Source organism: Sulfitobacter brevis (genome assembly GCF_900112755.1).
GTDB classification, from domain to species: domain Bacteria; phylum Pseudomonadota; class Alphaproteobacteria; order Rhodobacterales; family Rhodobacteraceae; genus Sulfitobacter; species Sulfitobacter brevis.
In genome coordinates this window covers 1-18634 of the sequence record NZ_FOMW01000004.1, presented here as the reverse complement: position 1 = coordinate 18634, position 18634 = coordinate 1, and the positions used below count along the sequence as shown (strand labels likewise).

General features: G+C 55.5%; 25 protein-coding genes. 15 read left to right on the top strand and 10 right to left on the bottom strand.

The window, feature by feature from the left end; translation table 11 throughout:
- Nucleotides 1–19 precede the first annotated feature (19 nt).
- Both BM174_RS06120 and BM174_RS21020 read right to left on the bottom strand, forming a co-directional pair.
- Nucleotides 20–421: a group III truncated hemoglobin gene (locus BM174_RS06120; protein WP_093922973.1), complete on the bottom strand. Its 402-nt coding sequence runs from the start codon at nt 419–421 to the stop codon at nt 20–22.
- Nucleotides 418–573: a hypothetical protein gene (locus tag BM174_RS21020; RefSeq protein ID WP_177209427.1), complete on the bottom strand. Its 156-nt coding sequence runs from the start codon at nt 571–573 to the stop codon at nt 418–420. The genes BM174_RS06120 and BM174_RS21020 overlap by 4 nt, the downstream gene beginning before the upstream one ends.
- Before the next feature lie 81 nt (nt 574–654).
- On the opposite strand from BM174_RS21020, the gene BM174_RS06115 reads away from it, so the two are divergent.
- The 4 genes from BM174_RS06115 (at nt 655) to BM174_RS06100 (ending at nt 4659) form a co-directional block, all read left to right on the top strand.
- The gene (locus BM174_RS06115; protein WP_093922972.1) at nt 655–1095 is read left to right on the top strand and encodes an RrF2 family transcriptional regulator; all 441 of its coding nucleotides are present in this window, start codon (nt 655–657) and stop codon (nt 1093–1095) included.
- Between the two features lie 305 nt (nt 1096–1400).
- A complete protein-coding gene (locus BM174_RS06110; protein WP_093922971.1) occupies nt 1401–2372 on the top strand; it encodes an ABC transporter substrate-binding protein in 972 nt (323 codons plus the stop codon).
- 173 nt (nt 2373–2545) lie between these two features.
- Nucleotides 2546–3580 carry an ABC transporter permease gene (locus BM174_RS06105; RefSeq protein ID WP_093922970.1) on the top strand — a complete coding sequence of 345 codons (1035 nt, stop codon included), beginning with the start codon at nt 2546–2548 and terminating at the stop codon, nt 3578–3580.
- 11 nt (nt 3581–3591) lie between these two features.
- A complete protein-coding gene (locus BM174_RS06100; RefSeq protein ID WP_093922969.1) occupies nt 3592–4659 on the top strand; it encodes a quaternary amine ABC transporter ATP-binding protein in 1068 nt (355 codons plus the stop codon).
- 52 nt (nt 4660–4711) lie between these two features.
- Here BM174_RS06100 and BM174_RS06095 read toward each other — a convergent pair whose 3' ends face one another.
- Nucleotides 4712–5365, bottom strand: coding sequence for a DUF2461 domain-containing protein (locus BM174_RS06095; protein ID WP_093922968.1), 654 nt, complete (start codon nt 5363–5365; stop codon nt 4712–4714).
- Nucleotides 5366–6062: 697 nt separating this feature from the next.
- Between BM174_RS06095 and BM174_RS06090 the strand changes: the two genes are divergently transcribed.
- The 4 genes from BM174_RS06090 to BM174_RS06075 all read left to right on the top strand — a co-directional run bounded on the left by BM174_RS06090 (nt 6063) and on the right by BM174_RS06075 (nt 8968).
- The gene (locus BM174_RS06090; protein ID WP_093922967.1) at nt 6063–6359 is read left to right on the top strand and encodes a photosystem reaction center subunit H; all 297 of its coding nucleotides are present in this window, start codon (nt 6063–6065) and stop codon (nt 6357–6359) included.
- A 144-nt stretch (nt 6360–6503) separates the two neighbouring features.
- A complete protein-coding gene (locus tag BM174_RS06085; protein ID WP_093922966.1) occupies nt 6504–7181 on the top strand; it encodes an SOS response-associated peptidase in 678 nt (225 codons plus the stop codon).
- A gap of 84 nt (nt 7182–7265) precedes the next feature.
- Entirely contained in the window at nt 7266–7700 is a 435-nt protein-coding gene (locus tag BM174_RS06080; RefSeq protein WP_093922965.1) for a LexA family protein, read from the top strand.
- Nucleotides 7697–8968, top strand: coding sequence for a Y-family DNA polymerase (locus tag BM174_RS06075; protein WP_093922964.1), 1272 nt, complete (start codon nt 7697–7699; stop codon nt 8966–8968). The genes BM174_RS06080 and BM174_RS06075 overlap by 4 nt, the downstream gene beginning before the upstream one ends.
- 125 nt (nt 8969–9093) lie before the next feature.
- On the opposite strand, the gene BM174_RS06070 is transcribed toward BM174_RS06075, so the two are convergent.
- Genes BM174_RS06070 through BM174_RS06055 form a run of 4 tightly spaced genes read right to left on the bottom strand, consistent with a single transcriptional unit; the run spans nt 9094 to nt 12038 of the window.
- Nucleotides 9094–9540 (bottom strand): type II CBASS E2 protein, encoded by a 447-nt coding sequence (locus BM174_RS06070; protein WP_245766278.1) that lies wholly within the window; start codon nt 9538–9540, stop codon nt 9094–9096.
- A gap of 23 nt (nt 9541–9563) precedes the next feature.
- Nucleotides 9564–10766 (bottom strand): nucleotidyltransferase domain-containing protein, encoded by a 1203-nt coding sequence (locus BM174_RS06065; RefSeq protein ID WP_093922962.1) that lies wholly within the window; start codon nt 10764–10766, stop codon nt 9564–9566.
- Nucleotides 10763–11788, bottom strand: coding sequence for a CBASS cGAMP-activated phospholipase (locus BM174_RS06060; RefSeq protein ID WP_093922961.1), 1026 nt, complete (start codon nt 11786–11788; stop codon nt 10763–10765). The genes BM174_RS06065 and BM174_RS06060 overlap by 4 nt, the downstream gene beginning before the upstream one ends.
- Nucleotides 11789–11813: 25 nt before the next feature.
- A complete protein-coding gene (locus BM174_RS06055; protein WP_093922960.1) occupies nt 11814–12038 on the bottom strand; it encodes a DUF2188 domain-containing protein in 225 nt (74 codons plus the stop codon).
- A 107-nt stretch (nt 12039–12145) separates the two neighbouring features.
- Here BM174_RS06055 and BM174_RS06050 point away from each other — a divergent pair, with 107 nt between their 5' ends.
- A complete protein-coding gene (locus BM174_RS06050; RefSeq protein WP_093922959.1) occupies nt 12146–13225 on the top strand; it encodes a helix-turn-helix domain-containing protein in 1080 nt (359 codons plus the stop codon).
- Nucleotides 13222–13731: a PIN domain-containing protein gene (locus BM174_RS06045; protein WP_093922958.1), complete on the top strand. Its 510-nt coding sequence runs from the start codon at nt 13222–13224 to the stop codon at nt 13729–13731. Before BM174_RS06050 ends, BM174_RS06045 begins: the two co-directional genes overlap by 4 nt.
- Nucleotides 13732–13735: 4 nt before the next feature.
- Here the strand turns inward: BM174_RS06045 and BM174_RS06040 are convergent, their stop codons facing one another.
- Both BM174_RS06040 and BM174_RS06030 read right to left on the bottom strand, forming a co-directional pair.
- Entirely contained in the window at nt 13736–14137 is a 402-nt protein-coding gene (locus BM174_RS06040; RefSeq protein WP_093922957.1) for a hypothetical protein, read from the bottom strand.
- 268 nt (nt 14138–14405) lie between these two features.
- Nucleotides 14406–14774, bottom strand: coding sequence for a helix-turn-helix domain-containing protein (locus BM174_RS06030; protein ID WP_093922955.1), 369 nt, complete (start codon nt 14772–14774; stop codon nt 14406–14408).
- Between the two features lie 156 nt (nt 14775–14930).
- On the opposite strand from BM174_RS06030, the gene BM174_RS06025 reads away from it, so the two are divergent.
- From BM174_RS06025 to BM174_RS06005, 5 genes are all read left to right on the top strand, one after another.
- Nucleotides 14931–15503, top strand: coding sequence for a hypothetical protein (locus BM174_RS06025; RefSeq protein ID WP_093922954.1), 573 nt, complete (start codon nt 14931–14933; stop codon nt 15501–15503).
- Nucleotides 15504–15682: 179 nt separating this feature from the next.
- Complete coding sequence (locus BM174_RS06020; RefSeq protein ID WP_093922953.1) at nt 15683–16183, top strand: 3'-5' exonuclease; 501 nt, start codon at nt 15683–15685, stop codon at nt 16181–16183.
- A gap of 257 nt (nt 16184–16440) precedes the next feature.
- Nucleotides 16441–16686, top strand: coding sequence for a hypothetical protein (locus BM174_RS06015; RefSeq protein ID WP_093922952.1), 246 nt, complete (start codon nt 16441–16443; stop codon nt 16684–16686).
- Nucleotides 16687–17183: 497 nt separating this feature from the next.
- On the top strand, nt 17184–17411 hold the full coding sequence (locus tag BM174_RS06010; protein ID WP_143092427.1) for a hypothetical protein: 228 nt from the start codon (nt 17184–17186) through the stop codon (nt 17409–17411).
- Entirely contained in the window at nt 17401–17613 is a 213-nt protein-coding gene (locus BM174_RS06005) for a hypothetical protein (protein WP_093922950.1), read from the top strand. The genes BM174_RS06010 and BM174_RS06005 overlap by 11 nt, the downstream gene beginning before the upstream one ends.
- A 727-nt stretch (nt 17614–18340) precedes the next feature.
- Here the strand turns inward: BM174_RS06005 and BM174_RS06000 are convergent.
- Nucleotides 18341–18634 (bottom strand): transposase (locus tag BM174_RS06000; RefSeq protein WP_177209426.1); only part of this gene is annotated, 294 nt, incomplete at its 5' end.

The window sequence follows — 18634 nt, the reverse complement described above, 5'->3', positions numbered from 1 at the left end:
CGAAGCGCCCGATCGCCACTTAGCTCAAATCGGGCACCGCAGTTGCACCACATGACAAGGGCAGGCCGTAACTAAGCCCACGCCCGATCCTATGGGCCAATACTGACCATGCTTGTGCGAGGGCAGGCGGCAACTCCTGCTTAAGAGCCTTATCGAACAGCGAAAGCCATACCGCAAAATGGTCGGATCTAACGTCGCCCGCTGCCGCATGAACCTGCATCGGGTTGCCGTCGTAACACCGCTCAAGCAACAAGGCGTTTCGCCAGAAACGCACGATCTTTGCCTCGTGCTGCTCCCAATCCATCACATGCGCGGCAAAGACCGGTCCAAGCACGGGGTCAGCGCGGGCACGGGCGTAAAACTGCGCTACGACAATTTGAATTTGATCTACAGTGACAGGAATGCGCGGCGGTATACTCACACCACGACGATCCAGACGAAAATCAGGCCTACCACCAAATAGACAAGCGTATTGACCAGCCAGCGTAGCAGTCCTGCCTCGCCCTCTGGATCAATGCCAACTTTCTCGCAGGCTTTGGTGCCAGGCCATAAAATAGCTTCGGACAGTGTCATGAGAGACCTCGTTAATAAGTAAAATCAATGCGCATTATGTAGCACTTTTAATTGCGTAATTCAAATGCTAAATATCACACCATGCAGTTAGACAAGTTCACTGATTATGCCTTACGAATACTGATGACGTTAGCAGTGCGCGCACCTGCGCGGGTGCCGACGTCGCAGATCGCCTCGCTCTACGGTTTGTCGGAGCATCATCTGTCAAAAGTTGCGACACAGCTTGTAGCTGAGGGTTTTGCTGCGTCCGAGCGCGGACGCAACGGCGGCTTGATCCTTGGGCGCAGCGCCGATCTGATCAGCATTGGCGAAGTGGTGCGGGCGATGAAGCGCAATGATCAAGTCGCCGAGTGTTTTGGAGCCGATAAATCTTGTCTGATCCTGCCAGCTTGCGGGCTAAGAGGACCGCTCGCTCTGGCGCAAGAGGCGTTTTTCGCCACGCTCGATGGCTACACATTGGCAGATGTGGTGCAGCCTCGTAGCGCGCTTGCGGCGCTGCTTGAGGCACAAACGGACCGATAACAATCTATACCAGAGCTGGCGGAAATCTGGCTGGCAGTTCGTTTTTTGCCTTCGCATCGAAGCTAAAATCGCGGCGAATGCTAAGGGACGGCCACAACTATACGGTTGCATCCGTCCACCAATAGGATACGTGCCATCCTGAAAGCGACATCACATGTCGCAAATCTACATTCTTCTGTTTCTGTAAAAATAGTGAGCAGTTCGGCTGCTTGAATGGCGATTGCGACGTTCATGAGCTTTGCGTGGGTACGCCAGAAGTTTGGCTTTGACCCGCCTCAATACGAAAATCAAAGGAGATACGCCCTATGAAGAGCCTGATAATAGGCGCTGCATTCGCAGCACTTGCGGCCCCCTCGGCGGCCTTGGCGCAGGAACAATGCGGTGAAGTCACGATCACTCAGATGAATTGGGACTCAGCCGCCATTGTGACGTCAGTATCCAAATTTCTGATGGAACAGGGGTATGGCTGTGACGTGACCGCTGTACCATCCGACACCACACCGGCAATGACGTCGCTGTCCGAAAACAACGAGCCGGACATCGTGACCGAGCTTTGGACCAATTCGGCGGGTGATGCGTACGAAAAGTTAAAAGCAGACGGCAAGATCGAAGAGCTTGGCAGCGTGCTTGAGCCCGGGGGTGTCGAGGGCTGGTGGCTTCCGACCTATTTGGTCGAAGCGCATCCGGAACTTGCGACAATCGAAGGCGTGATGGCCAACCCCGAATTGGTTGGTGGCATGTTTAACAACTGTCCCGATGGCTGGGGCTGCCGTATCGTCAATGATAACCTGATCCGCGCCTTCAACCTCGAAGACAGTGGCATCGAGGTCTTCAATCACGGTTCAGGCGAAACGCTGGCAACGTCAATGGCTGCGGCCTATGAGAGCGAAGAACCTTGGTTCGGCTACTACTGGGGCCCGACGACGCCGCTTGGCATGTTCGACATGACCAGCGTTGATCTGGGCGGTTACGACGCCGAGGCATTTGCGCCTCTGCAAAACGCCGATGCGCCTGACCCCAAAGCTTCGTCCTTTCCCGCAGCACCTGTGCTGACGATTGTGACCAAGGATTTCATGACGTCGCATCCTGACATTGCCGCCATGATGGGCAAGGTAACGTTCAAGACGGAAACCATGAGCCAGCTCTTGGCTTGGAAGCAGGACAACAACGCCTCAAACGAAGAAGCGGCTGTCTATTTCCTGAAGAACAACCCTGATGAGTGGAGCGGCTGGATCAACGAAGCCGCCACTGCAAAGCTGGCAGCCCTGCTGAAATAAGCCAGTCGGAGCGGCGCCAATTGGTGCCGCTCTTTGCCCGGTGTGATGTCTGCGCGTGATTGCCGGCATCTTAGGCAACTATTCGAAAGGGCGGGATCAGCTGATCCGGCCCTTTCGGCGATAAAACATATCAATAGGTAAAGGGCCGCAATTCACGCCCGGATGAGGGATGGATGGCGACGTACGATTTTATATTCGACGGGCTCGGCCTGCGAAACTGGTGCGGTAGCAGCGCCGACGATGGCGGCATGACGTCGATGGCGCAATTGCTTGCCCAAACATCTGGCGGCGACGTTGAAGTTTCGCCTTGGGAAACGCCGTTTCCCTCAATGGACGCGCTTCATGATGCCTGCCCGTCCTTCCCGCAATCGCGCGAATTGACCAGCGGGCTTGAGCAAGGGTTTCTCGCCATCAAAGACAGTCTGAAAGTGGTCGTCGACCCTTTGACGCAGCCGCTAAGCTGGGCGCTGAACGAAGCGCTTTGGGTCATGCAGGCAGTGCCATGGTTCGTCATGATCCCGCTGTTAATGCTTGTCGCATGGGCGGTGAGCCGGCAGATGAAGCTTGTCGGGCTGGTGGTGATCTGCTTCGGGTTCTTGGGCTTTGTTGATTACTACACCTACACGATGCAGACGCTTGCGATCATCTTTGTCTGCGCGGTGACCTGCGTGCTTCTCGGGGTGCCGATCGGCATTGCCATGTCTCGAAGTGACCGGGTGCAGCGCATCATGATCCCCATTTTGGACATGCTCCAAACCCTGCCGCCCTTTGTTTACCTGATCCCTCTGATCTTCCTGTTTTCGGTGACCGAGCCAAAGCTCTACGGGATTGCAATCATCCTCTACGCCATCGTGCCAGTGGTCCGTTTGACTGACCTCGGTATTAGGCTGGTCGATCCGGATGTGATTGAAGCAGCCGACGCCTTTGGCATGACGAAGCGGCAAAAGCTTTTCAACGTGCAGATCCCGTTGGCGCTTCCCAACATTATGGCGGGCGTAAACCAAACCATCATGATGAGCCTTGCGATGGTTGTCATCGCATCGCTGGTGTCCGCGCCCGGTCTGGGTGTGCTGGTTCTGCGCGGCATCCGGTCGCTTGAACTTGGCGTCGGTTTGCTTTCGGGGCTGGGTATCGTCCTTCTTGCGATCATTCTGGATCGCGTCACCAAGGCGGCACTTGCCCGCATCAATGTCAGCCAATCGCGCTAAGGAGAACGGATATGACCGATACGGAAATCAAGATCTCGATCCGGAGCCTCTACAAGGTTTTTGGCGACGATCCATTGCCTGCATTGCAATATGTCAAAGGGGGGTTGAGCAAGGCGGACCTGCTTGAGACGCACAATCATGTGTTGGGCCTCAACGACATCAATGTTGACGTGCCTGCGGGAAAGACGACTGTAATCATGGGGCTGTCAGGGTCGGGTAAATCGACGCTGATCCGTCACCTCAATCGTCTGATCGAACCTACGGCTGGTGAGGTCTTGGTGAACGGTGACAACATTCTCGACTATAGTGAAGCGCAGCTGAGAGAGTTGCGCAAACACACAATGTCGATGGTATTTCAGAAGTTCGCTCTTTTGCCGCACCGGACCGTTTTGCAGAACGCAGGGCTTGCGCCCTCGGTCGGGGGGCAAAAGGAAAGGCAATACGCTGACGAGGCCCGAAAATGGCTGGATCGCGTTGGGTTGCAAGGTCAGGGGGAGCAATATCCACATCAGATGTCAGGCGGCATGCAGCAGCGCGTTGGCATCGCCCGGGCGCTGACGAGCAATTCGGATATCATGTTGATGGACGAGGCATTCTCAGCCCTTGATCCGCTGATCCGCACAGATATGCAGGGCCTGCTGATCGAATTGCAGGCAGAGTTGCAAAAAACCGTCGTGTTTATCACCCATGATTTGGATGAAGCGCTGAAACTTGCGGACCATCTGGTGATCCTAAAGGACGGCTCGGTCGTTCAACAAGGGGAACCACAGTATATCCTGCTGAATCCGGCGACTCCCTATATCAAAGACTTTGTCAGCGACATCAATCGCGCACGGGTGCTGCGGGTACGGTCTGTCATGACCAAGGCACCAGATGCGACAGGTGAACGGGCAGGGGAGATTGACCATGATGACACGCTTGAATCTGTCATCGCACTGTCGGAAGGCGACACATCGCTCAGCTATCGCGTAATGAAGGACGGCAAGTTAGTTGGTGTACTGGATATGCGTAAATTGGTCCGTGCTCTGGTTCCGGTGGAGCAATCCGACGATCCGGAGAACGCCCGCCTGAGTGGCTGAATTGTAAAACTGTTTGGCCTCAGCCTTTCAACGGGCAGTTCTGCGAGCGCCCTTATTCGAAGTATCGCATCAGCGGATTGGCTGAACGAAAAATATCGACTAACAGATCAATCACGTCGTCGCCCAGCAAAAGGGCGTCAGGCAGAGCCTTGCGGCACCCGAGCCCGACCATTTTCAAATAGGGTGCTGCAGGATCGCCACTGTCAAACCCCTCCGGCACAACACTCAGCGCCTTCCGAGTCACAATGCCCTCTGGGAAAACCTCTGTGAATTCGGGGTCGGCCACGATGTCGTTCAGCCCCTGAGGGTCATCAATCAAACGTGCGCGCATTCGCGCCAGTGCCGCCTTCGACGGCTGGAAAAGTCCAGCCCCTGCGTGGCAATTCCCTGGCTCGATGTGAAGGTAATATCCGACGTCCTCGGCGGGGTCGCCTGCGTTGGCAAACACATCAACGTCCGTGCGATATAAACCGGGGCCGACGCGATCGCGTGGCTCCTGAAAGAACTTGGTATAGCTTTGCTTGGGTCTGATCTTCGCATCAGCCACGTATGGATCGAAGCGATCAGCGTAATCATGCAAGGAAGTCGCAATGCCAGTGAAATTACGTAAAGCGTCATCACGCTCCTCACGGTGCGCGTCCATCCATGTTTTGCGGTTGTTCGTTGAGAGATTGGTAAGAAACTCAAACGTCTCTGACTCTACCATTGGCACCGCTCCTGATTTCGGAACGGTCAGGAGGCTTGCCTGCGTTCCGGCTGGATCAGTGTATGCCAATGTGGGAACATCTTCCATGGATATGTGGCCCGATTGCCTTGCACTTTAACGCCGGCTCCTGAAATTTTTGAAGAAAATTTGGCAGGCCAAACATGCGGTTTTGCCTGTCGCGGTTATCGGCCCGGAGAGGTGGTTGCGACTTTTCGCAGGCGGTTTTCCACTGCTTAGCAGACGTTAAAGCTAAGCGGAGCATCTGGAATTGGGGGTTCGTTGTGGTCGTTCGCTGCGATCTGCACGCACGGCGCGTCGCTACTTTTAGGAACATTTATCAATCATTTCGAGTTCAAGGCGATAGGCGATGGTGATTCCAATACGCCTTTTTTCCAGCGCGCCACTTGAGAACGGAGCACCCGATGCCAAACGAACCAGATCACGCAAAAGAAAAGCGCCCGCCGCACCGCGAACGTCGTAACTCACAAGACGACCAAGAGGGAGCCGCACACCGGCCCGAAGAGTTTGATCCAAAGAACCCTCAGAAAGTTATAAAGAATAACGACTAAGCTCCTCAGGTGATAGCGGTGGATACGGAGTTGCGCGATTTCCCGCCCGCATATTACGCGGCCGGAACCTCTTCGTTCTCGGGCGGGTTGAACTTCCATCAGGAAACATTGACCAAAGAGAGGCCGTAATGGACCATTCCAAGCACACACCCCTCCGCGCTGAAGAACTGACCTCTACGAACGTCGACGGTGTCAACGTGTATGGGCCGGACGATCTCCACATTGGTGACATCTCCCATTTCCATGGTGCCGGTGCGTCCGCGCAAGTCGTAGTGGATGTCGGTGGGTTTCTCGGTCTCGGCGCAAAGCCGGTGTCTCTGCCCGTCTCTAACCTGAATTTCATGCGTGACGAAGGCGGCAAGATTCACGCGACGACTGCCATGACGAAGGATCAGCTGAAGGCTCTCCCCGGGCATAAACACTGAACATCTTCGAGTTTCGTTGATGGTTAGGGCCAGCATGCGTTTGTGTGCTGGCCCTTTTCTGTTCTGAGCATACCATTGCTGTCGCTAAACCAGCTGGACATAAACGGCTGTTAGGGACGAACTCGAAACGGCGTAGGATCAGCCATGTGTAACCTTTATTCAAACACCATGCCGGTCGGAGCGATGCGCCAGCTTTTCGCAGTCGAACCCGGAAGCGATGACCTTGGCAATGCGCAGCCGCTTCCCGCGATCTTTCCAAAAGGAACTGCGCCAATCATTGGTTTGGACGCCGACGGCACCCGGTGGATGAAGAACACGCACTGGGGCTTCGTGCTCCCACAGGTCTCGAAAAAGACCGGCAAGCCTATCCAGCCCAAGGCGGTCAACAACGCCCGCGACGACAAACTACGCACCTCTTCATTCTGGAAAAACAGCTTCGTTGAGCGACGGTGCCTGATCCCCGCGACAAGCTTCTGCGAGGCGAAGGGTCGAAATCCAGCCACCTATGTGTGGTTTGGCGTCAAAGGCGACGATGCACGGCCACCTTTTGCCCTGGCGGGGGTGTGGCGCGCGTTTGCCGGCAATTACGGCGGAGAATTCCGCGAGTTAATCACATCTTCGATGGTAACCACGACGCCGAATGAGCTGGTGAGGGACACCCACCCGGACCGGATGCCCGCAATTCTGCATCCGGAAGACTACGAAGAATGGCTGACAGGTGATCCCAAATCGGCATTTTTGCTAATACGCCAGTTTCCGGCAGATGAGATGGTCATCCATCAAAGCGGCGAAGGACTGAAGTCTGACAAGGGCGGCCTGTAATTTTCGATGCAGAACCGGATCAATCTTGACACGAGGGGTCCATCTGACCGATGGAGAACAAAATAAGAACACGTTAGGATTCCCATGCCCCTGCACCGCATCGAGCAACCTGTCACTGCCAACGGTTTTCCGATGCGTCTTGTCGCCATGCCAGCAAGTGCCGGGTTTCCGTCACCCGCCGGCGATGATCTGGAAGACGAGATCGATCCGATAGCATGGGTGGTGCGGCATCCGGCTTCAACCTTCTGGTGGCGTGTCGAGGGGGATTGTCTCTGGGATGTGGGTATCCGCGACGGTGACATCATCGCTGTGGATCGCGCTGGAAAACGACGCATCGGGCGTGCGGTCCTTGCTGTTGTTGAAGGCGCGGTGACAGCGAAGATCTTACGGAAACGTGATGGCAGGTATTATCTCGCTCCGGCCAACAACCGCGAACAGTTTCCTGACATTGAACTGACCGAAGACAGCGAGATCTGGGGTGTGATCGCAGGCGTTGTGCGGCGCTATGACCTCGCATGAAGCGTCCGATCGCAATCAGTGACAGTGCAAACTTCTATGTGAGCGCCGAACGGATCTTCGATCCATCTCTAAAAAACGTGCCCGTAATCGTCCTGTCAAACAACGATGGCTGCGCGGTGGCAAGGTCGGATGAGGCAAAGGCGCTCGGGATCAAGATGGGTGAACCGCTCCATTTGATCCGCCACAAGATCGAAGCACATGGCGTGCGCGTGTTCAGCTCGAACTACACGTTATATGGCGACATTTCCCGCCGCGTCGTCGAGGTCTATGAAGACTTTACACCGAACGTAGAGATTTACTCTATCGATGAGTGTTTTCTGGATTTCGGCGGCTTTAACAATCGCACCGAGCATGCGCGTGCCATGCGTTCAGCTGTCTTGCGGCGTATTGGTGTGCCGGTGCGGGTTGGTATCGCGCCGACAAAGACGCTGGCGAAATGCGCGAATGATATTGCGAAAAAGAACCCGATCTTCGCAGGCGTGTTAGACATGATGGACGACACGCTGGCCGACTGGTTGCTGCCCATGGTTCCGGTCGGAGACATATGGGGGATCGGGCGTCGAACCGAAGTGAAGCTCCACGGTCTCGGTATCCGCACAGCGGCAGAACTGCGCGATATGCCGATCCGGCAGGCGCGCGCCCTGGGCACGGTCGTGCTTGAGCGGACCGTGTTAGAACTCCAGGGTGAGCCCTGCATCGCCTTTGATGATGTTGAGCCGCAGCGCAAGGGCATGGCTGTGACCCGCTCGTCCGGAACGCCCATGACGGATTTCGACACGCTTTTTCAGGCGATCACAGCGCATGCAACGCGTGCGGCGGAAAAGCTACGCCAGCATGGTTTGGTGGCCGGAACGCTGACCGTGTTTTTCCACACCAACCGGCACCGGCCGGATCGGCCGCAATACTCAGGCTCACGCTCAACTCGGATGATGCCCATGTCGTCCGACACCTTCGATCTTATCGGTGCTGCGCGGCGCTGCGCGCAGGCCGCGTGGCCGAAGGGGCAGGCGGGGCCATTCGGGTTCACGAAGGCGGGCGTCATGCTTGATGATCTGCTACGTATGGAAGATCGACCATTGACGCTTTTCGATGTCCCAAAAATCAAATCCCAAGCGCTGATGGCAGCGCTCGATCAGGTAAATGACCGGTTCGGCAAAAAGACTATGGTGCTGGCAAGCGAAGGCATGAAGAGGTCTTGGAAGTTACGGTCCGACCATCATAGCCCGCGATACACTACACGGTTATCGGACCTGCCGGTCGTTCGATGAATCACAAACTGCACGCCCTGTATTCGGCAGTTAATTTACACCTTTGGTCAGACGAGGGCTTAGATCAATCTACCCTCACCGTGGGAGATTATCCAACTGCAGATCATCATTCATAAATGACCGTTTTAGGACCGAGAGATTGCTCTACGGAGCGCACGGTTTCCGGGATCTTCTGGTTCGGCCCCAGGATGTTGGCCGCCACCCTTCCAATCATCGGTCGCGAGCCAGTCTTCGAAATAGAAAAGCCACATGTAGGTCCATGGAATAATGGTCTGGTCGATCCGCTTTGTAGGATCCCAACCTTCGTCCCCGGGGAGGTGAAGGCAAAGCCGCAGCGGGTTGTTGTAGACATGAGGAAGAGTTCGACCTTGCGCCAAAATCTGAAGATCGGGCTCGCTTATCCGGACCGTCGGCGCTTTCCCAAGTAGGTAGGCAATATTTGCCTGATAAGAGCGTGCTAATGGTGTAGGTTGAACAGGGGTTTGCCATGCCAGCATGTTTCCCCGCACCATGCCTGTGCCTCCGATGGCTGGATTGGCCTTGAGAAACAGTAATTGCTGCGACAGCGTCAAGTCCTGTTTCCCGCCGCGCCCTTTCATTGGTCTCCAAAAAATGTGTTTGCGGGCACTACCGTTGATGCGGCGACTTTCGATGTCGTCAGGCCTATCAAGGGCGCGACAAAAAGTAGGCCAGATTTGCGGCCGTCTGAAACCGCGCCTATGCGGCTATCAAGGACTCGGCCAGTGACACGGGAGCCGAACGAGCGCTCCATGTTCAGCGACAGGCGGTCCTGACCAACGGCATCGCGAAGGGCCTCGAAATCAGCCACTGCCCGCGCGTGCCACGTGTAGAAGGCCGGCGCGCGGCGTGCATCCTTGTTCCAGTTATCCGCGAAGTTTTCTCCATTGGTGGTCTCATTCAGGATGGCATAGCTTTGGTGCCCGTCCAGAATGGGCCGCTCGATAAAGTGCGGCATCATCCGGATCGTCTCGACCAGCACATCCATTTCATCTTTGAAGACATGCCGTCGCACGCAATACGCGTAAGCCTGCATCGCGAGCGTGGTGATGATAACGGAAATTGGAGCGACGTCTTCCGTGTTGTTTTCATAAAAGACGTCCCGGTGCCGTTTGAGCAACTGCACAATACGGCGCAGGATGCCCTTCACCGTTTCGCGGACGGGGAACGGCTCTACCGTTGCTTCATCCCGCTGCTTGGCGACGAGTTTGCCCACAAAGGTGGGCCGGAGCGCGGCACGCTCATCAAACAGTGTCTTGTAGGCACGCGGGTTCGTCGGATGCCACTCCTGCAACGTTTGGTCGGGAACCAGTTCGCCACGGTTGGCACAAAACGGGTTTACGATAGTCGGAGACAGGTCGAGATGAAAGTCTCCCGCGTAGTTGAGGCGCCAGCAGCGTTTCTTTTCTTCGAGGAGCCGCGCATAAGTGACGTGTTCCTTCAGTCGATTGCCGACAGCCTCCTTCAGGGTCGCGGGTGAAATGCCCGATGCGACACCCGCACAGAAGCAGATCAGATCCACATCAAATTCCCGGCGGCCGATCGGCTTCACAGCCGTTCCAAGCGCGCTGGACCCCTGAAGATAGACAAGAACGCTGACCAATAGCGGATCGTTCGAACTCGACAGCCAGTCACCCACCGCGCCGTAGCTCTGGCGAGCGCGATCAAACTGGGTCTCGGTCAGATCCAAATCTTCGCCGATTTCGTTCAGTATGGAGAATATATGCGTGCGCCGCCGAATGTCACTGTCGGTCAGCGGCTGTCGCAACACTTGGTTCATGCCGCATCCTCCTTAAGTTGATGAACTGGCACGAAGACATCGGCGGGCTCAGTAAAAAAGATAGGGGTAAGGTGAGGTTTCGCCTTTCGGGCTTCGGACATACCGATACCCTTGAGCCGACCGATTTTCGTGGTGTCATCCAGAGTGAAGAACCCACTCGGGACGGAAGGCGAATACCGATAGATTCGGTCTCCATCATAGGAATGCCCGGTTAAGAGCTTTGCCATGCCAAGGGCACCGTGTGATTGACCATCGGTGTAGAGATTCAGAGCCTTGGGTCCGAGCCCCGCAATTCCCGGACTCTCGGGCAGCATGTAAACTTCGTCCAAACAACCCAGACTTAGAATGCGCAGGTCTGAAGCGTGCCATCCCAGAAGGGTTATGGCTTCGACGACAGCGATGGCCGTGGGGTTGTTAGCCCATGTTCCGCCATCGGTCAGGCCGATATCATCAACCGTGCGATGCCGCTTGAAATACGTGGGCGCGGCCGCTGTGGCCAGAGCGGCATCTAATGCCGTTTTACGATAATCCGTCTGAAGGCGCGCATGATGCGCGGTTTTGTAAATATAGGGGCTGCGCAGATCTGCATCCCATGCCGGAATAACCAACCGGGTCTGCGATTGCCCGATGAGGCTGTCGTTCAGAACCGCCTTGAGTTCCCGGGCAAGAGTTGCCGAGTCATGCTTTGGTCTGACAACGCGGCGTCCAATAGCTGTGAGGTTGCGCCAGAACCGACCCATCTTCCCCTGCGGTTTATCATCTATCTCATTCTGACCAAAGATGACGGGTCCGCGGTGTTCATAGAGTTCGAGCAACTCCGCTGCCGTGCGCCCCATGCCGAGGCCCAGTGCGATGATACCGCCCGTCGATGTGCCCGCAATGAGATCGAAATAGCGCCCGATGGGCTCGCCCAAATCCTCTTCCAGCCCCGCAAGGAAAGCAGCGGGCATCGTGCCCTTAATCCCACCGCCATCGATGGAGAGGATGCGACGTATCTGCCTATTGTTCCCGATACTGCTCATACGGATTCCACCTCGTCGTTATCGCTCAACCCTTCGGTGGATACGGGTCATTGCCGTAAGTGTTGCGCTCGCGGATACGGCCATTTTCACCGTGGATCAGCATTTCGCTCCCTTGGCGGATAGCGGTTTCGCGGGCCGCGCTTATTGCTTCACTTTGCGTGCCATGGACGGAGGAAGCACGCCCGTTGCCTGCACCTCTCACAGCCCACCCGCTCTTATGCGGCACAACATGTTGATTTTTCTTTATCATTTTAGCTTATTAACCCCTATTCTCGTTGACGATTCTTAAACCTTGTGTTTATATATACACAACTATATGGCGCTTATCAACCGCTGAAAAATCGACGGGAGAAAACCATGTTCGGACAAAGACTCAGACTTGCCCGCAAGCAGGCGGGATTATCTATGCAGGCGCTCGCAGGGAGCGTTACCCCCGGCATTTCGGCGCAGGCAATCAGCAAATACGAGGCGGACAAGATGATGCCGTCCTCGAGTGTGCTGGTCGGCTTGAGCCGGTCCCTCGGAGTATCGCTCGACTTCCTAATGGGCGGCCAAGTGGAGGCCCTTCAATCACTCGAATGGCGCAAAACTTCGAAAGCCTCGGCTCAAGATCGCGCCAAGGCAGAAGCGGTCGTGATCGGAAAGCTGGAAGACTATCTGGCCATCGAAGATATTCTTGACCTCCAACCTGCGGGCGATCCCTTTGCAGAGGTTCGGATCGACCATGTAGAGAATGATGCTGCACTGGATATCAAGGCGCGTGAAGTTCGCAGGGCATGGCAGCTGGGCATCGATCCTATCCCCAGTATGACCGCCCTGCTCGAGGACAAGGGATTGAAGGTCATCGAGACCGATCTGCCGGAACGGATCAACGGTATGGCGTGTCATGTTGAGCGGGCAAATCGTCCGCCAACCGAAGTGATCGTTGTCGCGCGACAAACCAACGTCGAGCGCAAAAGATTCAACCTTGCCCATGAATTGGCGCATCGGATCATCGTCAGCACCGGCAATTCGTCAATCCGGCTGGAACCAGCGATGAACCGTTTCGCTGGGGCATTTTTGATACCTTCTGAACACCTCATTGCCTTGGCCGGTGAAAACCAGCGTGGCGTCACCTATCACGAAATCATGCGGCTCAAGCAGACTTATGGCGTTTCAGCTGCGGCAATGCTGATGCGACTCCGCCAAGTCGGCATCCTGTCAGAATCGGCCGTAGAATATGCCTTCAAGACCTACGCACGCAAATGGCGAACCGCTGAGCCCGAGCCAATTGAAGATGACGAGGGGTTTGCTGCGTTTGAGTCCCCGCAGCGCTTTGATCGCTTGGTCTGGCGTGCCCTTGGCGAAGAACTAATCTCGCCAGTCAGGGCGGCACAAATGCTTAGCCTGCCGCTGAACATCATCGAGCGTGAAATCCGGGGGCCCCGCGACCAGTGACCTGCGTTATCGTTAATGATGCCTCCTGCCTTATTGACCTCAGAAAGGGGCAGCTACTCCATGTGCTGTTCCGGCTTCCCTACCAGTTCATCGTGCCCTTGCCGATCCGCGAGGAAGAACTTCTCGATTTCACCCCACAGGAATGGCGCATGCTCGAGGATGGTGGGTTTACCACATACGACCTGCCCGGCGAGGAAGTGGCGCAAGTGTTCGCTCTTAAAAAGAAGCACAGCGGCCTATCGGCAAACGATTGTTTCGCACTGGTGACTGCAACCTGTCAGGAAAACGGAATCTTGCTCACGGGCGACGGCCAACTGAGGAAAGTCGCGGCCGCCCGCGACGTGCGGGTGCATGGGGTGCTCTGGATCATCGACGAATTATGTGAGGCCATGGCATGCGAAGTCGAACTTTTGATCTTTGCACTCGAACTCTGGCGGGATGACCGCGCTGTGTTTCTTCCCCCGCAAGAAATCGATGATCGGCTGCGCCGCCTTCGCGGAACATAGCAGTTTAAATGTCAGATGAATTCTGTGAGCGCACTTCACTGTCAGGCAAAACGTGTTGGACAGGCACCCGCGCGCCGCCACAATGCGGGTCTTCCAGAGACGAGAACTTAGCGATCCAGAGGTTGTCGCGGTCCTGCACATTTGCCTTCGGTCGGGCATCGTCAATCGAGCCGCCAGCGCCTGCGAGCAGGCGCAGATCCTCGCTCGACATCTCGCGGCGTTGCTCGATCCTGACCGCAATGCCCCGGAGTGCGTCAATCTGCATAAGGTTAGGCACCGGTGCGCGATGTCCACTGATGATCCCGCCGTCTTCTCCGATGAACCGGAGTGCGCCCTGGCGCGTCGCATCATCCAACAGGGTAAGCATGTCGAATTCACTGAGGCCCGCGCCGTGAACGCGCGCCATCAAGAGATGCCCCCATGCGTCAGGGGTCGCATCCTGAAGGACGGAAAGCAGGCTGTCGCGCTGATCGCCTGTGGATGCTATGGACGTATAGGAGGGCGCGTCAACCGAGGTGCGATCGCGAAGGCAAGCGCATCGTTGATCCAGCTCTCGAAATTTTGAAATTCGGAATACTGGCGGCGCGGCTCCTGCGTGAACCGCAGCTTACCGACCGGCAAGAGTGCGTTCCCAAGGCAGACATGGGTGACCTTCTGTTCTGCGCGCGGGGCCATCAGAAGCCTACGCCTTCATCGTCATCACCTTCGGCCTCATGGCGGCTATCCGGAGCTCGTGCGCGGCCGCGCTTTACATAGGATATCCCCCTCTTGGGAATCCCGTCGAGCGCGCGGGATAGGCCCACAGCATCATCTTCTATCCGCAGGATCTTCGCGAGTGCATCGGGCTCGCCGAGCGCCGCAAGCACTGCGGCCAGATTCCCGATGCCCACGCCAGCATCGCCCCGCTCCAGACGCTGGATCGTCTTTTCCGACACGCTTGCGCGTTCGGCGAGATCAAGCATGGCAAGACGACGCGCGAGGCGCGCTTGCTTGACGTTGCGGCCAAGGTTCACCAAAGCCCTCTGGGCACGAAGATTCGACATTAATGGTCTCATATGGCTTATAATATATGAATACAGGTCATATATGTCCTATTGGACTTTAATCAAGATCGTTAATCCGAGCGGCTGGCCACAGGTATCGAGATTTACCAAGAAGAAATCGACGTCCATGTGATAAACTCGCACGAGGGAGAAATCATGAAACCCAAGGTGCCAAGCTTTTCATTCCAGAAACGCGCGTCCGAAAAAGCTGCGGCGCGCGCAAACGATGAGGAGAAGCTACAGTCTGGTCAAGTTTCCCCCGCCGTCATGGCGCGGGTCAATGGTGGTAACTTGCACGCAGTGCGCTACAAAGGCCCCTCAAAGCGTATTCAGGCTATGGCAGAACACACTGAATCTTGGTTCAACGAACCCGACTACCTCGACCTAACCGCATCAGGATATGACTGTCGCATCAAGCGTCAGAGGTTTGGGGTTTTGCACGCTTATATCCAAATCCCCAATGACCACCCCCTATCCGGCTCGGACCTTGAAGATTTGCATGGGATTCAGGTGCATAACGGGTGGACATATTCAGGGCAGGGAACACACGCAACGGTGGACGGCGGCGGTTGGACACTGGGATTTAACTGTAATCATCCTGATGATTGGGCACCCTACGGCCGAGACTCAGCAAACTCAGTCGGTGCGGTATATCGAGACATCCATTTTGTCCGATCGGAGATTGAGCGGGTTGCTGCAGTCTTGGCAGGAATGACTGCTCACGATTAGATCCGAGGTGGCGCTACGCCCGTATCGCGGAACCTTAGCGAACCGGCTATGATGACCTCAGAGGCGGGCAGCTTTTGCTGTTATACTTCTGTGGAAAATCCGTTAGGCACTATGACTGGCGCTCCATATTCTATCCCTACCATTGAGGATGGTTCTTAGAGAGGCCCCAGATCCCTGATATGTTCAAAACGCCCGTATTTATAGACTTCGAAGCTTCTTCTCTCGCTGAAGACAGCTGGCCGATCGAAGTTGGCTTAGCATGGCTCGACGGGCGCAAGATCATTACGCATAGTTCGCTAATCCGACCTCGGCCAGATTGGTCGCCGAATGCATGGCACGAGGACAGCGCAAAGATACATAAAATTCCGCTTGTTGATCTGAATGACGCTCCGGTTACTGAGGAAGTAGCGGGTTGGCTTTATAAACTCATCGCTGGCCGCCCGATCATATCCGATGCTCCTTCGTTCGATGAGAGGTGGTTGCGGATGTTAGCAGGGGAACAGAGTTGGTGCAAAATTCATTCCCTCGATGAGGCATTGACGTGGGCGTTTTCGTCACAAGGCAAAATTGAGCCAGGGAAGCTGGGGTTGGCCTACCGCATTATGGCGTCTCAAGATACGCTGCACCGAGCCGGCCCGGACGCGGCGGCTCACGCTCAGCTTTGGCGCAAATTGATGTGACACCCGGACGAGTCACAGCGCCTCTATGATGCCCCTCGCGCTCTGTCTCTCTTTCTTTTTCCAAAAAGCTGTTTTTGGTTTGAAACTTTAGGCCATCTTCTGTTCAGAGGACCAAACGATGTGCATCCCGACCAAATCCGGTCCCGACTTCGTGCGGGCCAGATTAGGACGGAACGCACTAAAAAAGGAATACGACAATAACAAAATTCAACAACTCCGACAGCACCATCTTCCTCGCCTCTGACGCCGGTGGACTTGTGAAAGCTGCACAGGAAACTATCACCGCTCTGCGCGAGCACGGTTACAATGATCACGCAACCGAGACCAGCCGATCAATGGCGCGTTTTACGAATGGTGGCTCGATGGTCAGGATCAAGACGCTGCGCAAATGGGACGCACTGTTCGACAAAGCATTTGACCTGCTCTGCGACAGCCCGATCTCCGATCCTGGCATTGCTGACACACAGCGGACATTGCGCATTCTTTCGTCAGACGAGAGCTGAACGCACTGGGCGCCTTCGAACACAAGACGACGACATCACTGCCTGAGCACCAAGTCAGTGGAGGGATGAAGTTGGTTACAAGATACGGGCGTAGCGTAACCAAGGACTATGCGGTCGGGCTGACAGAATGCGCACCAAGTCAGGGAGGGATGAAGTTGGTTACAAGATACGGGCGTAGCGTAACCAGGACTAAGCGGTCGGGCTGACAGAATGCGCATGAACTGACACTTCGAGGCAGAATAGTGGAATGAAACCCTGCCGAATGTTCACGATTTATTCTAACCTTGTATGAGCATAGATGCTTGATCCGCGTTCGGATCAAAGTTCCCATCATTCCCCATCAGGTCCGCCAAGATTGGATGGGGAATGCACGTGTGCATCACGCTGCGCATCCGCTGCTACGCCAGCGATGGCCACTATACACCTGATAACCTTCAACTCGTTGCAAATTGGATGGCAATGAAGGGGCCGCTCTCGGGCAGGCGGTCTCTGGCATATTGTCAGAATATATCCGGACCCACAGGGATGAGCCGGAGTTCTTTGAGGCAATCTCGCTGATTGATCATGATGACATCCTTTGGGTCCCGACCGACAAGCTCGAGCGCTGGCGCGTCGTCAACAATGGGATCTACGATGAACAGGCCGCCTATGCTATGTTTAGCAATGTAGCACAGAGTGCGCGGTCCGTCGCGAACTCGCGTAAAGGAGAGCGTCATGACGATTGAACCGGATGAAGCGGACCCAAAGTGGTTTGACTGGTTTGCTGAGCAAATGGTTCAAGCCAGCCCTGAGGAAGAAGCGTTTTGGGAACGACGCAGGCGCCTTGGTCTTGGCGTGGGTCTCGATGAGAATGGCAACATCGCCTATGGAAAGGATACGCCCCCAGACGATGGTTATGCTGGACAGAACTTCGCCCCAAAAGGGTAGAGTTGGTAGGGTTGGCCCTCAACAAAATTACCGCCCCTGTGAAGGGACGGCAGACGCAGCTGTGAAAATGGGGCTTATTTCTGCGGTGACTTGTTGCCGGGATTCGATGGGTTTTTCGAACCTGTCTGATCCGATTGGCCCTTTTTGGGCTGAGGTTTCTGAGTCGGCATTTACGTTACTCACATTTGCGGGACGCGGCACCACGCCGGCCCTTTCTACATGCCCCGCGTAAATCGGATGTCCGATGCACACGTGCTTCACGCGACACATTCGAGATTGTAAGCTCCGCCAGATCGGATGCCCCGATGCACGCGTGCATCAAGCGACGAGTTCGAGATTGTAAGCCTCCGCCAGATCAGATGTCCGATGCACGCGTGCATCAAGCGACGCATTCGAGATTGTAAGCTCTGCCACCTCCCATGAGATTGCTCTTCTTGCCAATGCGACAGATGGCGCAGTCAGGAATGCTCTTTCTAACAAAAGCGAAAGTGGGCTCACTTTACAAATTCACAACTGACAAGATAGCCACAATTAGGTGCGTTTCCCGTCTGGCGGTTCTTACAGGTTACAGACAATTTCCGTCTTCTCCCCCACGTCCGCCTATCAAACCTAATTCTTTCTGTTCCACAGCCTGCGGACGCACCTCCTGTTTAACGACAGGAGACAGCATGACAGACCAGGACAAGGCCACGAGCTATTGTCGAGTCTGGTGTTTGAGGCTTGTCGGTCATGCGGCGATCTGGCTGGGTTTGGTAGTTTCAATTCCGTCTTTGAACGTAACGCCTGTGATGACTTTGGCGAGGTAGTCAAAGCCGCGTAGCTTCCGCCAGTTTTCCTCAGCGCATTGTCCCAGCTTGAACATCATGTGCAGCATTCCGTCGCGTGACAGGCAGCCTTTTGAGCGCTTGGTGCGGTGCCGGATCGTGGCAAAGGCGGATTCAATTGGGTTACTGGTGCGGATGCTTTGCCAATGTTGAGCAGGAAAGTCGAAGAATGCCATGAGTTCTTCGCGGTCTTTTTG